This is a genomic window from Microcoleus sp. LAD1_D5 (assembly GCF_036702115.1).
Classification (GTDB): domain Bacteria; phylum Cyanobacteriota; class Cyanobacteriia; order Cyanobacteriales; family Microcoleaceae; genus Microcoleus.
Genome location: NZ_JAUBSA010000042.1, coordinates 38,272 through 53,121 on the forward strand (window position 1 = coordinate 38,272; position 14,850 = coordinate 53,121).

The following is a 14,850-nucleotide window of genomic DNA, read 5'->3' on the forward strand; positions in this document are numbered from 1 at the left end:
GGATATAAACGAGAGATACAGAGGTCTTTAGGATTAAGTTGACATCTATGGGTAGTGGGGAATTAATCTTCCTTCTTCCCTCGAACCTGGAACCTCTATCCGTGACATCCGTTGGCATCCGTTAAAAAATTCGTTGCCGAACTTCTTCACCCTTCCGAAAGCAATTTTAAGTATTGCCGAATTAAGCCAATCGTGACAGCGGGAATTTCTAACTGCGGAGTCAAACCTACGTTTTCCAGAGGTTGAAAAACTTTGATTGCTTCGGGGTTGAGGTTGGCCAACCGCTGGCCGATATCGGGTCCGGTAAACTGCGATTTTTCTCCCCAAATAATCGCTGTCGGTGTTGTTAGCTGAGTGATGTACAGCGACAAATCAAAGCACAAATCTCCCCGCACAAAAGACAGGGCGGCATATTCTGCATTTGGTTCCAAAGCAGATGCGAGGTAAGCATCAACAATTTCTTGGTAAACGCGGCGGGAATCGGCAAATTGGCGCTGTTCTAGGAAGCTACGGATGCCGCCGTCTGTGGCGATTCCGGTACTGTATAGCAAGCGATCTAAAATCGGCGTACCCACTAGCTTAGCGAAGAAACTGGTGCCGTAATCTTGTCCGAAGTCCGACAAACCGCTGGGTATGGTCAAAATCAGGGATTTGAAGAGATCCGGCCGCGCGATCGCAGCTCGAATCGCGATCGCCCCTGTTAGCGAAGAAGCAATCACCTCTGTCGGACTGACGCAAGTTTTTTCGAGAAATTCGATCAACGTTGTGATATAATCTTCGACCTGATAATTTCTTGCCGGATGTTCCGATCGCCCCCAACCGATTAAATCAGGTGCTAAAATTCGATATTCTGCCGCAAAAGCCGGATAAACTTTCGACCATTCGTAGGCACTCGACCCGCCGCCAAAACCGTGAAAAAATACTAAGTTTGGTTTACTTTCCGAAGTTGAGGTCGGCAACCCCATCCAAGGCATTTTTTCAGCAGTGTAGTAGACCATTCTGCCGAGAGAAGTAACTATTGATCGCTGACCGAAGCCGAGGGGTACAAGCATAAACTAACCTCAATCGCTGTTATATTTTAGATTCTTTTCCGTCGCCCCGTCTTTGTTTAAAAAAATTGCAAAGCTGGTGGCGTTTTTGTAAAGATTGAGTAATGATTTAAATCTATTTTAGTACAGGTTAAGCGTGAAACTACAGACAGCAAGTAAGTTTTGCGATTTGGGCAATTCGGCTGTGTAGTTATTCTTACCCTTGCAAACTACCGCCGATCGGAGATAATAGCAAAATGATGGGTAAGACCCCTCACCAAAATAGAGTCTGTTCGCCAACCCCGAAAGCAGGCGCTCGGAAAGCAGGATTATTAGAACTCGCTTTCAGGCAGGCGGCAGGTTGGCCGACGCTCGCCAATCACGAATCATTAATCACGATATTTTGCGGAGCAGTGGCTTTTGAGGTCGAAAGTCTTTGTTGGAGGGCGGGCGATGGGGTTTCGATTCCTAATTGCAGGTTTGGCAATCACGAGCACCGCCGTTATCAATTCCCAAACACAAGAAACAACTAATCTCAGGGAGGTCTACTAAAATGCAACTGCTCAGGAAACGGGATCGCGAGGGTTTTATGGTTGATGCGAAAAGTCTTCAATCTGACGGGTTTGCAGAATTTGATACAGCCTGTCGAAGCATGGATTTAAACGGCAAAAAGTCTTTTGTTGCCATTCCAGAACGCTCAGGCGCAGCGTCTGAGGTGCGATCGCGCGCCACGGTACCGGCGATCGTCCGCGTAGCTTTAGAAGACTTGAAATGCTTTGAAGTAGTAGAACACCAGTTTGCACATTGGGGGGTGACTTTTAGCAATGCCGTCGCCATCCAACCTTCAAACCCAGCATTTTTCACGGGTTCTGGGGCAACAGTGTTAATGGGGGCCCCCAAAAGCGGACTGATAGAAGTAACTTTTAAGTATCCAGTTCGCTGGGTGTCAGGACTTGTCACCAGTTCGCGACGAACTGTTTTATCTGCTTGTGACATTGACGGCAACCCAATTGTTCAGGATGAAATGCCGGCGCCCAATCTGGTCGGGTCTAATTCTCCCATCGCCCCTAAGGCTCCCCTGCGCGTAAAAGCTCCGAATATTCATAAAATTACTTTTTACGCTTTTGACGGTCAGCTAATAGTCGATGACTTGATGTTGGGATTTTAAAGCCATACCATAAGTAGCATCCCAAGTCTGCAAACCTTCGAGAAGGGCATTGCGGACTAAAGCTTCTGGTTCCCGACTCAGCATCAGGCGAAAGCACTCGGCAGCGCGGGAACGGGCGATCCTCTTCGAGGGCTCCGCTAACGAACTTTTGACAGAGCTCACAGGGCCAAACCCACCCCGATTCACCAAATCGGTCATTTGCCGCACAGCAATCAAACGCTTCACGGGGTCAGCATCAGTCAAATCCGCCAGAATGCGCTCGATCGCCACTTCATCTTTTGCGGCCCTCCGACTCAACCCTTGCCGCAGCAACAGCCCTGCAATCGCGATCATGCCCAAATTCTGCAAAATCACGCTCAAAGCCATCCAGTGGCTTTCGGAGTCCGCCCAAATCGCCAAACTCATGTAAGCGCCCAAGGTAGCAATGCCACCCGTACCCACCGCTAAAACAAATCGGCGGTTCGGGCCCTGCCAAAATTGCTCGCCTTTCGATCGCAGCAATTGCCAGTCCCACGACTGCCCTCGGTAAACCAGCATCATCGCTGCTATCCCCAGGCCTGTGGAAAACAGTAACTCACTGTTCCACAACCCCCAAACTCCTGCCAGGGTGACAACTGCCAGCCAACCTTTTGCTCTAGTCAAACGCTCTAGCAGCCACTTGAGAAGAGCAGTAGAATACACAGGCGATCGGGCCCCCTCGCTCTTGCCATCTACCCTCCGGCGTCTTGTTTTGCCAGTTCGGCTTGTGGCTGCTGGGGTTCCCGGCGGGCGATCGTCCGAACTAAATTCCCTCAAAGCTTGGCCCTGAGTCATTTCTAAGGACAATTCGCTCAAGGGGAGCGATTCGAGTTGCAAAGTGCGATCGGGTACTTTCACAGGCGATCGATTCAGCTTGGTGGTAGTTTTTCTAACTTGATTCATACTGACTTTTTTGAAAAATAACTTAAAGTTATCCAGGCGTTTTTAGCACTGATTTAGATTCTCGGTAAACAAGAGTCGTAGACTCTATGATACCGGAAATTTAAACCCCTGGCGAGTACCGCAACGGCGCCGAATTCCGAGAAATCATTACCAAAAATATGGCTATTGAAGATTTTTGAGAAAAGCACCACAGGTTAACAACAAATATTTTTGCATCACTCTTGAGACAGAAGGTCGATCGAAGTTAAGCTGATGGCAAAAAATCGAAATTTTTTAATTTCAGAAAATAGGGGAATTTTAAGTGATTCAATTCATCCGCCAAGAAATGCACGACGAAAATTTAGCCTTTTGCCGGCTGGCTGGGAATGTCGCTGCTACCCCGGTGTCAGATGAGGCTGGGTTCAGCTTGACCGCTAGCTGGACGAACCGCAGCCTCTTGGCTGGCCCAGAATCCAGACAGTCTTGGCGGATGATTAATAGCAGGAGCATTCCTAAACTGCTAAGATTTTTGAATTAATGGGAGTTGAGTTAATTAAACCGGGTTCTGCTAAAAAGGAGTCCCGGATGCTCATGGGCAGGGGTTCGATGGCGGGAGCATCTCAAGTCGGGTAAATTAACCGTCATTCTTGTAGAGGCGCGTTCACGCCCGATCGGCAATATCAGCCAGATATCGGCGTCAAACTGCCCCGCCACCTAGCATATTATGGTTGATCGACCGGACTAGATAGCAGGAAAGCCATCATCCGCGTTTCAACCCGTAAAGCAGCAAGGCAAACAACCGATCGCGCGATCGTGTTCGGCAAGTGCGGAGGCTGGAAAAACAGCGGCTTTTGACCAAACTCAGACAGCACTGCTGCCCCAAAGTGTGTCTGCGGAGGTTAGGCTAGTGAAGAGAAGAAAAGAATAGTTACGATCGAGACTTGATGAGTCTACCTTGTAATTTATTGCTCAGTTGTCAAGCCCAAAAGTTTTGCATTCTCGCGATGAGCGAGACTCTTGGTACTTCCAACAAGTGGGGAACTCGACCGTCAAAGAACTTGGGTTTGATGGTAAAGCCCTTAGTAATTGTAAACACCTTACCCATAACTCGCCGGAACAATCTTGCAAGAAAACCCATGTCTAGTATGCAAAACCAATTCACGGTTCACTTCTGGGGCGTTAGAGGTAGCATAGCGTCTCCCGGGGCAGAAACAGTACGTTACGGGGGCAACACGCCCTGTGTAGAAATGCGAGTGGGTGACAGTCGCCTAATTTTCGATGGCGGTACTGGATTGCGGGTTTTGGGACAAACTCTCCTGTCCCAGATGCCCGTAAAAGCTCATATGTTTTTTACTCACTCTCACTGGGATCACATTCAAGGATTCCCATTTTTTGTCCCAGCTTTTATTCCTGGGAACTGCTTTCACATCTATGGGGCTATTGCTCCTAATAAGGCTACTATCCAGCAGCGCCTCCACGACCAGATGTTGCACCCCAATTTTCCGGTGCCCCTGCAAGTTATGGGGGCAGACCTGAAATTTAACGATATAGAAGTGGGCCAACCGCTGGAACTCGGAGAGATTAAGGTGGAAACTGCTTTGTTGAACCATCCGGGGGAAGCTATAGGCTACCGCGTCAACTGGCGGGGGTATTCGGCTGCTTACGTGACTGATACCGAACATTTTCCTGATCGTTTAGACGAAAATGTGCTGCATTTGGCTCAGGATGCTGAGGTGCTGATCTACGACGCTACTTATACCGATGAGGAGTATTATGCCGAGAAGAGTAGCAAGGTCGGCTGGGGACATTCGACTTGGCAGGAAGCGGTGAAGGTGGCAAAGGCTGCTAATGTCAAAAAGTTGGTGATTTTTCACCACGACCCCCTGCACAATGACGAGTTTTTAGACAAGGTGGGAGAACAAGTGGCTCAAAGGTTCCCGAATAGTTTGATGGCGCGGGAAGGTTTGTCGTTACAGTTGCTGCCTCCTGATAACGATTTGTCTGAAGCGTCGGTGCAAGCGCCTCAAGTTCATGTCTGATGGATTCGAGATTGCCAGATGGTTCTGAAATCTTGATCAGTGAAATCTGACATTTAAGCGAGGGCTCACCTCACTCAAAGACGGATACCGTGCCACGTACTTCAGTCGGGGAAAACCAAAAAGTTTAGACCAAAGTTCAAGCTTCCAGATTTATCTGTGGAGTCAATTCTAAAATCTAACATCTAAAATCTAACATCGACTGGCGATCGCAATCTGGCTAAGTATGTCAAAATCTTAAGCGTGTGGGTAACTTCTTCTTGTACCGCTGCTCTGACTCCAACTTCTGTTGCCTTGGGAAACTTTGATGGTTTGCACCTAGGGCATCGACAAGTCGTGCAGCCAATTTTAAATCGATCGCCTGGGCAAAATTCTGCGACGGTTTTTGCGTCGGGGCAAAACTTGCGCTCAAACGCTGACACAGATGAAAATTTGGAAAGCGAACCTCGGGCGACCTGCTACAACGACTCAGCAGCACCGCCGGATAGAGCCGACAGCCATAATTTCGAGGGTTTGATAGGCCCTAGGGCCGACGGCAACAGCCTCTCTGGGATCGATTCTGATGGGGTCGATAAATTTTACGGCACTGTGGTGACATTCGATCCGCACCCGCAAGAATTTTTTACGGGTCAACCGAAAAAACTGCTGACACCTCTGGCAGAAAAGGTAGAATTGCTTGCAGCAATGGGCGTCGAGCAACTTGTGCTGCTGCCGTTTGATCGAGAATTGGCGGCTTTGACTGCTTCTGAGTTTGTCGAGGAAATTCTGGTGCGGCAACTAAAAGCGAGTCGAATTAGTGTGGGAGTTGATTTTCGGTTTGGACGGGGACGCGCTGGAACGGCGGTGGATTTGCAGTCGATCGCCTCGGGTTACGGTATTGATGTTGCTCTTGTACCCCTGCACAATTGCGGTGAGGGCGATCGGATCAGCAGTTCTGCCATCCGCGAAGGTCTGGCATCCGGCGACCTCACAAGAGCGAATCAGTTGCTGGGGCGACCTTACAGTTTAGTCGGGACTGTGGTTGGGGGACAGCGGCTGGGCAGGACGATCGGATTTCCTACTGCCAATATCGAACTGCCGCCGGAAAAATTTTTGCCCTGTTTTGGCGTGTATGCGGTGCGAGTCTCGGTAAAGCATGGATGGGAAAAGATGAAAGATGGAAGTTCTTCCTATCAGCAGGAAAATCCCAAATCTCTAATTCCCGGCGCAGCATCAAATTTATCTTTTGTCAATGGGGTGATGAATGTTGGCTGTCGCCCGACGGTAGACGGTCAACAACCCACTGTGGAAGTTCACCTGTTAGATTGGTCTGGGGATTTGTACGGTCAAACCTTGAGCGCGAGTTTGGTAGAGTTTTTGCGGCCCGAACAAAAATTCGCTTCTCTGGATGCTCTCAAAACTCAAATTCAGGCAGATTGCGATATTGCTAGAAGCCTCTTAACTGCTAAAGTCTAATAATTATGTGATCTAGAACCGGCGATCGGTTTTAAAAATGGTGCAAGATGAGTCAGACTAAATTCTAGTTGTACAAATCCGAAGTCCACAAGGCAAAGACTCAAGATTTGGGCAATTTGATGTTTGATCAACAATTAGCAACTAGCAATTAACAATTAGAAATCAGGGATATGAGACAACATATTGAACGGCTCAAACAAAATTTAGGCAAGACTATTGTTGGCAAAGCCGATGCTATTCGCTTGGTATTGGTAGCGGTGCTTTCGGGCGGACACGCGCTGCTTGAAGATGTGCCGGGTGTGGGAAAAACGCTGCTGGCGAAGTCTTTGGCGCGATCGATCGATGGCAAGTTTCAGCGGATTCAGTGCACTCCCGATTTGTTACCGACGGATGTCACCGGTACTAATATTTGGAATCCGCGCAGCGGAGAGTTTGAGTTTTTGCCAGGGCCAGTTTTTGCTAATGTTTTGCTTGCTGATGAAATCAATCGGGCGACGCCGCGAACTCAGTCAGCTTTGCTGGAAGTGATGGAAGAAAAGCAAGTGACAGTAGATGGAGTTTCTCGAAATGTGCCGACGCCGTTTTTTGTGATTGCGACTCAGAACCCGATCGAATATCAAGGAACTTTTCCGCTACCGGAAGCGCAAATGGATCGGTTTACTTTGTCTTTGACATTAGGCTATCCCGCTGCGTTGGAAGAGTTGCAAATGTTGGAACGGCTTTCTGATAGTTTTGCAGTGGAAGATTTGCAGCCTTGTATTTCTTTGGAAGAAGTGCAGGAATTGCGCCGTTTGTGCGCTGGTGTGAAGGTAGAAGCGTCTTTGAAACAGTATATTGTAGATTTGGTGCGATCGACGCGGGAGGATGAGGAGATTACTCTGGGGGTGAGTCCCCGGGGTGCGGTGGCTTTGCACCGGGCGTCCCAGGCTTTGGCATTTATGGAGGGCCGGGATTTTGCTACTGATGATGATGTTAAGTATGTGGCGCCGCACGTACTGTCTCACCGTTTGATTCCGGCGGGCGGAAGGAGGGCTAAGGCAATTGTCGATCGATTATTGCGATCGGTTCCTATTCCTTAAAAAGTTTGTAAGTAGGTTACTTTAATTAAAGGAACAGGCAAGATGCCTGTTCCACAAATAATTACAGCTTAATTAAAGGAACAATTAATTTTCTTGTGGGGTGGGCATCCTGCCCGCCCTTGAAAGACTTATTAATAATGCAATACGGTTCAGTTAGCGCTTTCAGACGAATTTCATTTCACGCATTTATGAGAGTTCCAGACTTGTGAAAGGAAATCAGATTATTCTTATCTGAACCGTATTGATTAATAATGGTGCAATATGTCAGTTAATCCATAGGTTTTGCACCATTCTCAAGCGCTCTCAAACAGCCCCACTAATTTTTTTGCCTCTAAATCAACATTGTGTTGTTGAGCAACCCGCTCTGCTCCTGTTTTCCCCATTTGTTCTAGCTTTTCTAAAGGTGCTTCCAATACCGCGCGCATCGCCACGGCTAATGCTTCTGCGGAACCGGGAGGAACTAACCAACCGCAAACACCGGGTTCTACGAGCTCCGGGATGCCAGCAACATAAGTGCTAATTACGGGCCGATTAAGAGCGAGGGCTTCCATAATTACGACGGGCAAACCTTCAGCAAAACTCGGCAATACCATTGCCCGTGAAGCTAAAATCTCTTGCTGAACTCGATCGCCACTGGCCCAGCCGGTAATTTCTATATGGTTTTGCAGGCCGAGTTGCAGAATCTGCTTTTCAATATCCGATCGCAGCGGCCCGTCTCCTACCAGTACCAACTTAAACTCTAATCCTTGAACTGCTAGCAATTTAGCAGCTTCTAGCAATAACAAATGACCTTTTTGTTCGCTGAGCCGCCCAACACAAGCTAAGCGGGGCGCTGCGGGTACAGGGACGTAAGGTGCAGCTAAAAATGCAGCATCTACGCCGCAGTGTATGACGTGAATTTTTGACCAAAAAGTGCGATCGCACCACCGAAAAAGCTGACTTTTACCGAAGGAACTAACCGCTGCTACAAAGGTCGATCGTTTAATTTTTTCGTCTAAGGAAAGAAGTGTGGCTTTATCAAATTCTTCAGGGCCGTGAACCGTGAAACTGTAAGTCGGGCCGCCAAGCACGCGGCACAGCATTGCAACTGTTGTCGAATTTGTCCCGAAATGAGCGTGAACGTGTGCTGTACCGGATTCTGCAAACCAATTTAAAAGAATGCAAGCTTCTGCTAAATAAGCTAGATGCAGCAAAATCCCCCGTTCCGAGTGCCAGCCAACTTTGAACATTAACCGCACAGCTTCGAGGAATCGAAGGGGCCTAGTTGCGGCAACGCGGAGCAAACCCCACGCTAGGCCTTGTGCCCCAACTCCGAGGATGACTTTGGTCAGTTCTTGTTCTTGTTTGTCTGCGCCGTCTACGAGTTCGGACTCGCACGATCGGATGGAGTAACGCCCGACTTTGAGGCCGCAGGTTTCGACTGCTAGGAGTTCTCTGCGGACGAAGCTGTGGCTGACTTTGGGGTATTGGTTGACTAGATAGGCGATGTTCATTAATCGGGGAGAATTTTTTAGGGGAAAGCTGAGATTAGTTTAGCCTTATGGGGAAGTGAAGGGCGATCGCTTTTGGTGGGATGGGTGCGGTAGGGGCGATCGGCGGGGATCGTTACTCGCGATCGTGCTGTTCCAGACGCTCATATTTTTTGATAACGTCATTTCTTACCTCTGTAATTCTGAGTTTTACAACATCACCAAGAGCGAACGGAACCGACTTTTTATAAATTTCTTCTGTCTTCCCAAGCTTGGAGCCATTTACCTCATAGGCTATCGTAGTTTTAGTTTTTTTACTGTCTATAACTTTGGTCACCATTTCTAAAACTTTAGCTTCTACAATTTGACCTTTACAGAATGTATTGGCTTGCTCAGATTGAGGAAGTTTGACAGGAGGTGAAGTAGTGATACGGGCTGCTTCCTGGTTTGGGGGAGGTGTTGAAGCTCGTCGCACAGGGCGCGAGCCTCCGGGCTTCTCTATTACCTCCAATGGTGTAGGTAGTACGCGCCGAGTTTTATACTCGTTCGGATCGCCGTCCAATGGTTGTTGTTGGCGTTCAATTTCCATGTAACGTGTTTTATTTGCTGAAGGACTATCTTGCCAACTCAGCATCGCCAAGAGCATTTGAATCCGTTCAATATCTCTGAAATTACCAGTTTGCCTAATATTTACCTGCACGTAATTTTCAAAATCTCTTTGATAATCAGGGTTCTCTTCAAAGTCTTCGCCAAGTGCCCACTTAAGACCGTCGAATAAGCCGCTGTATCGTATGTTACGCTTGCTGAGATACAATTTAGACTCAATCTTCACCGCTCCCATTCCCAAGGGTTTACCCATGCCTAATGACAGGCGATATTTTTCATTTTTAGCAATATCAAGCACCCATAATAACGCCCCAAGTTCTACATCAGTCAAATTTTCAAAATAAATAGTAAATTGAAAATCAACTCCTGGCTTTATTGGCTGAATTTGTGTTTTTTGCGTATCAGAGACATCATCAGGATTGTCATGTTGAATTGCCGGAGATGAGCCTTGATGCCAGTAAAGTTTATGTCCCCGGAGCGCAGTATCTTCTTCGGGCTTACTAGCATAGTGTTTCAAAGCATTTTTAGCATGACTGCTTTGAACTAAGTAGTGTTGAAAAGTAGTTGGTTTAGGACTGGCGAGAATTTTGGGTGTGATTGTGTTTTTACTTAACCATATATCAGAGGTAGCGTTGTCACAAATCCCATCACTGATGAATACTCTCCCAGAACGAGTTTTTGCTGGTTTTTCTCCAGGTTGCTTATCTTTGATAAATCCAAAGATAGCATCAGCTAAGTCTATTTTATCCGACTTGCCTAAACCGTCAGGAATAAAATCTACTGCTGAAGCAGCTTTTCCATCATTTTTAGGAGAATATGGAATGCGAAAATTAGGACTTTGACCAAATAAAGTCACAATTTTCCCATTTTGTGGCTGACAGTAAAAGATAGGTCTGCTATCTTGTAAAACACCTAAATTACTATCAAACGGATTCAACTTTTGAAAGTCAGTTAGCGCATCGCAGTAATGCTGAATAGCAATCGGGTCAATTTCTAATCTCTTCAGACTTGGACTCTGCTGAAATACTATACAATGATTGCGGCGGGTCGTTTTCTTAGATGAGTCATCACTTTGTTTCATATTACCGCTGGTGACTAACATCCCGTTATTCATTGGATGAGTATGAGGCGGGCTAACATCCTCTGCAAAAAAACGGTTAGTCTTATTTTTATTGATATCCCTAAAGCGAACTGGGATGTACTGAGGTAAATATCCAAGCTCATCCATGCTGATTAGTCTAGGAAAATCAGCAGTTGATAAATCTTCCTCTTTAACCAAAGCAAATGTAACACCTTTGAGAGATTTTGCAGGACAAACAAACCAGCGATCGCCTTCTTTTTTGAGATAACCCGCTTTGACATTTTGAGGATTTATATGTTGCTTGTATGCTTGAGCTAAAGAATCATCATTTTCAGTAGTGGCAACTGCCCGAAAGAAAAAATGTTGCCGATCCGATACTCGCTCTATCTTGCTAAAGCTAATAATTTCAACAAGCGTTCTTAGCATTCCGCGCAAGCTACTACCAGGAATTACAGGCTTTTGGACTTTCGCAGTAGGATTGGTATAGAAAAAGTCGGGCAAATCTTTAGCTTCCGTTTCCTGTTTAAATTCTTCTGTCGTTAATCCGCAGCGAATGTATAGAGGTGATGAAGTAGTTAAAGTACAGTATATTTTGCCCGTGTGACGTTTTGGTTCGTAACAGTTACTGTTGGGCAGATAATCTTCAGTCACTTCTACAACTCGATCTGGTAGTTCGATAAAATTGTATGGGGCGATCGCCTGCCGATTTTCTGGGATTTGTCTCAAATGTTTCGGAGCCATACTAAATCCTCAATATTCCTAGTTTTTGTGAGTCTTTAAATCAACAAGACGGCTGAGATATATCCGAGCTACACCTGTATCATCGTGAGTAATATAATGATGTACTACAAGACGCACTGGACGGTTTTTTCCATCAAAAGTAATACTTGTTAAGGGCACAGCGTGTCTGAGTCCTTGAGAACCATCAGAAAGTAAGGTAAAGCCTTCTCTCTCTTTTCCCTGCGTTCCATAAAGAATTTGGCTTTCTATAATTTTATCCTGTTCTGACTGAGCGATGAAACGCCCTTTCCACTTCCCTCCACTCTGCCAAAGAAAGACTTCACCATTTTCACCAAATACACGACATTGTTGCAATGTCAATAACCCCAGCTTGGGAAAATCAACATTAAAATCCGGTTTGTGAAATACCTTTTCAGCCGTTATCAACATTCCATTATCAAAACTGCCCCAAATTACCCCATCCTCAGCATGAGCTAACAAATAAGGTAGCTGATAAGACTTGGCTTGCTCCTCTAGCCAAATATGCAAAGCATCGTCATCCGCAAATTCTTTAACTTCTCCCGAACAATCGATCGCATTCTTCATACCTCTACCTCCTTTTCTAAATGTGCCCACAATTCTTTAACAAATCCTTCGAGTTTATCTCTAACTGACTTTTCCGACTGAGTTGGGTTGATTGAATCGATAATTTTTAACTCATCATTTGCTTCATAAATTGTCCATTGTTGCGGATTGTCTGGATGATGCCAGATTAAGTCTGCCTTAATTCCTTTTAAACGTCCTCTGCCAATACTGCTTTCACCTCCTACAGGTAAATCGCTTGTCCACAAATCTTTCAACAATAGTAACAGCAATCCTATTTCATACTTTTCGGGCTTGCGTAACTCTAGCTCAACAGTGACAAGGGTTTTATCGCCACCAAATATAGGTTGTTCCTCAAATAGTGCGCCGTGATATGCACCTCCGGTAAAGCGATCGATCGCAATTCTAGTTTGTACTAATTCAGTGGCATTTTTAATGACTTTCTCGCGAACAACTAATCGGCTTGATTGTGCTTCCTTCCCCTCAACAAAACCAAATAACTCCTTCACAAGTGTGGAACTACCGCCCAGCGTGTTAACAATTCGCTCGGCTCGATGGCGCAATACTCCTGCTAAACTCGTACCGGATAATACTGGTTCTGGATTAGGTGAATCTGGTTGATGAGATTTCAAGTGTACGACATCGGGAGCTCGTCCCGTAGAATCTTGACCGGAACGGATGAGGAGAGAACCGACTAATTGGAATTGAGCGTGGATGACGAAGCGATCGCGCCGATCGCTCTCATTCTCTAATGATACTCCCAGCGCTGTCGCAATTGACGGATAAGTTGTGCGATCGGGCAATAAATCTGTGCGCCAATGTTCAAAATTTAACCAGGCAGTGCGATCGCCCGGATCTTCGAGGTTAAAGTTCCAAACTTGCCACTCTTTGACATGACAGCGACCAAAACCGCGCCGCTTTTTCATGCCAATGCCGATTTCAGCCTTTTCTAAGCCTTGTAAGGCTAATGCTAAACAATTAATTAATGCTTGCTGTTCTACAGACTTTTTATCCTTCTCTACCAGTAATTCAAAGGAAAGTGGAAATTTGGTTCCTGCCGCTAACAGTTCCAAATCGTATTTATGACCTGGTTTTGCCGTGCCAGTTATGGCTTCAATTTCTACACCATCTCTTAATTCCACAGTGGGAATAGTGCTGCTGATAGCATCATTGATAATTAATGGACTTTGTTCGCCATCAGGATCGCGACGAGTACCACCAAATAAGCGAGTAGCCCGATCGCCATTTTGTTCCTCTACACCATATCCGTCTTGGTACTCCCGCAAGTAGTTACGCAGAGCACCTGCAATGGATGAACCAATTAACAGCCCGCAGTCACTCACAGTATCTCTCAGCAATGCGATATCCGTTGGACTATCAGCGTCACCGCTTCCCAAGCAAGTCGGCGTATCTAAGATTAACGTACCCCGTACAATGATACGTTTGGCGATCGGATGCTGATTGCGGTTTAGGCGTTCTTGACTCATTATTTTTTCTCCTTAGTTGCCTTCTTTGCCACTGCCATAATCAGCCGCAGCGTGTACTTTTGGGCTAGCTTATCTTCTTTGGCGCGATCGTCATTAAAATTGCGCTCAACATCAGCAATTTTTACTTCTGTTATGCCCTCAATCCAATCTGTCGGATTCTCTAACCACTCGTCAAGCTGTTTTCTGAACGATTTATTACCAATTTTTGTGCGTTCAAATTGATTTCTGGCATTCGATGGTAAGTTATTTAGCAGCGAAATAACTAAACTACAATCCCCGTTAGGAAGTGCTTGTCGTGCAACAGACTGTAATCGTGACAGTTGGCTGTTACTGATGCCCTCATCCAAGCTTAAACGTCCCACCCTTGTTTGAAGATATTGTTCAAGCTTTTGTTCTAACAATCTTTGTGCCATCTGTTCAGCTAAAAGATGCGAACCTTCTTTTTTTAAGCAAGGTAAGCTAGAGCTACTAGATGACTTAGGTAAACTGACTAAAAACTTTTCTTTTTTTAAGCAGTTGACAGCAACTCGTCCAAAACCGTCTTCTGTTCTCTCTCCAATTCCCCGATATTCTAGTTGTTGAATTTGTGCTTCATCAATCTCAAAACCTTCAAAAACGATCGCAGTTCCCGCCGCTAATGCTGGTACTTGAGGTAAAGGCAATCCCCATTTACGGTTAAATCCACCAATCAAAGTGCTACTAGCAAAAATATTGCTAGGTTCAGGTAATGAGATATTTAATACTTCCTCTACAGCGTGTTTAATTAATATTGGGTCGGCTACAGGCTGACCAGATTCATTTCTTAAAAGCGTGTCGCTGAAAAGTGTAATGCTTAAAATTTCCTCATTTTCACGGTCTTCTGCTGGAATTCCTACTTCATCCCAACGATCGAGAATTTTTAAGTCTATAATTTTGGTATATCCGTAGCCGGCGCTTTGAGAACCGCCTAACCAGAGGTTTGGTTCGGTGACTAATAACATCTGAAGTGCGATCGCGTCTCCATCTTCGCAGAGGATGACTGATTGAAATGTTTGTCCTGCATCTAGGGCATCGTAACGAAAGAGTTCACCTTGATTGTCCGTAGAACGTCCTTTTTGGCGATCGCGAAAATTATGAATATTAATCCGCCGCTTTTCTTTGTATCAATACTCCGGACAGTTTTTAAAGAGGGATGCGACGCCTACGGCAAGCAACGCTTACGCAATAAATCACAGAAGC

Annotated in this window: 13 protein-coding genes; 5 read left to right on the forward strand and 8 right to left on the reverse strand. The window is 46.0% G+C overall.

Annotation, left to right across the window (positions count from 1 at the left end):
- Positions 1-146: 146 nt before the first annotated feature.
- Complete coding sequence (locus tag QUA70_RS17875) at positions 147-1,052, reverse strand: alpha/beta hydrolase (RefSeq protein WP_333348964.1); 906 nt, start codon at positions 1,050-1,052, stop codon at positions 147-149.
- Positions 1,053-1,581: 529 nt separating this feature from the next.
- On the opposite strand from QUA70_RS17875, the gene QUA70_RS17880 reads away from it, so the two are divergent.
- Positions 1,582-2,196: a hypothetical protein gene (locus QUA70_RS17880; RefSeq protein ID WP_333333456.1), complete on the forward strand. Its 615-nt coding sequence runs from the start codon at positions 1,582-1,584 to the stop codon at positions 2,194-2,196.
- Here QUA70_RS17880 and QUA70_RS17885 read toward each other — a convergent pair.
- On the reverse strand, positions 2,164-3,117 hold the full coding sequence (locus tag QUA70_RS17885; protein ID WP_333348965.1) for a hypothetical protein: 954 nt from the start codon (positions 3,115-3,117) through the stop codon (positions 2,164-2,166). The two genes, QUA70_RS17880 and QUA70_RS17885, sit on opposite strands and share 33 nt — an antisense overlap.
- Positions 3,118-3,418: 301 nt before the next feature.
- Between QUA70_RS17885 and QUA70_RS17890 the strand changes: the two genes are divergently transcribed.
- Positions 3,419-3,634, forward strand: coding sequence for a hypothetical protein (locus QUA70_RS17890; RefSeq protein WP_333333452.1), 216 nt, complete (start codon positions 3,419-3,421; stop codon positions 3,632-3,634).
- A 184-nt stretch (positions 3,635-3,818) separates the two neighbouring features.
- Here the strand turns inward: QUA70_RS17890 and QUA70_RS17895 are convergent, their stop codons facing one another.
- Positions 3,819-3,968 (reverse strand): hypothetical protein, encoded by a 150-nt coding sequence (locus QUA70_RS17895; RefSeq protein WP_333348967.1) that lies wholly within the window; start codon positions 3,966-3,968, stop codon positions 3,819-3,821.
- 264 nt (positions 3,969-4,232) lie between these two features.
- On the opposite strand from QUA70_RS17895, the gene QUA70_RS17900 reads away from it, so the two are divergent.
- The 3 genes from QUA70_RS17900 to QUA70_RS17910 all read left to right on the forward strand — a co-directional run bounded on the left by QUA70_RS17900 (position 4,233) and on the right by QUA70_RS17910 (position 7,666).
- Complete coding sequence (locus QUA70_RS17900) at positions 4,233-5,135, forward strand: MBL fold metallo-hydrolase (protein ID WP_333333450.1); 903 nt, start codon at positions 4,233-4,235, stop codon at positions 5,133-5,135.
- Positions 5,136-5,375: 240 nt separating this feature from the next.
- Positions 5,376-6,587, forward strand: a complete 1,212-nt coding sequence (locus QUA70_RS17905) for a bifunctional riboflavin kinase/FAD synthetase (protein WP_333333448.1) — start codon at positions 5,376-5,378, stop codon at positions 6,585-6,587.
- A 170-nt stretch (positions 6,588-6,757) separates the two neighbouring features.
- The gene (locus tag QUA70_RS17910; RefSeq protein ID WP_333333446.1) at positions 6,758-7,666 is read left to right on the forward strand and encodes a MoxR family ATPase; all 909 of its coding nucleotides are present in this window, start codon (positions 6,758-6,760) and stop codon (positions 7,664-7,666) included.
- Between the two features lie 293 nt (positions 7,667-7,959).
- Here QUA70_RS17910 and QUA70_RS17915 read toward each other — a convergent pair whose 3' ends face one another.
- The 5 genes from QUA70_RS17915 to QUA70_RS17935 all read right to left on the reverse strand — a co-directional run bounded on the left by QUA70_RS17915 (position 7,960) and on the right by QUA70_RS17935 (position 14,612).
- On the reverse strand, positions 7,960-9,159 hold the full coding sequence (locus QUA70_RS17915; protein ID WP_333333444.1) for a glycosyltransferase: 1,200 nt from the start codon (positions 9,157-9,159) through the stop codon (positions 7,960-7,962).
- Between the two features lie 112 nt (positions 9,160-9,271).
- Complete coding sequence (locus QUA70_RS17920) at positions 9,272-11,563, reverse strand: TIGR03986 family type III CRISPR-associated RAMP protein (RefSeq protein ID WP_333348969.1); 2,292 nt, start codon at positions 11,561-11,563, stop codon at positions 9,272-9,274.
- Between the two features lie 18 nt (positions 11,564-11,581).
- Entirely contained in the window at positions 11,582-12,148 is a 567-nt protein-coding gene (gene csx19, locus QUA70_RS17925; RefSeq protein WP_333348972.1) for a type III-D CRISPR-associated protein Csx19, read from the reverse strand.
- Positions 12,145-13,632: an RAMP superfamily CRISPR-associated protein gene (locus QUA70_RS17930; protein ID WP_333348974.1), complete on the reverse strand. Its 1,488-nt coding sequence runs from the start codon at positions 13,630-13,632 to the stop codon at positions 12,145-12,147. The genes csx19 and QUA70_RS17930 overlap by 4 nt, the downstream gene beginning before the upstream one ends.
- On the reverse strand, positions 13,632-14,612 hold the full coding sequence (locus tag QUA70_RS17935) for a hypothetical protein (RefSeq protein WP_333348976.1): 981 nt from the start codon (positions 14,610-14,612) through the stop codon (positions 13,632-13,634). Before QUA70_RS17935 ends, QUA70_RS17930 begins: the two co-directional genes overlap by 1 nt.
- Between the last annotated feature and the right edge of the window lie 238 nt (positions 14,613-14,850).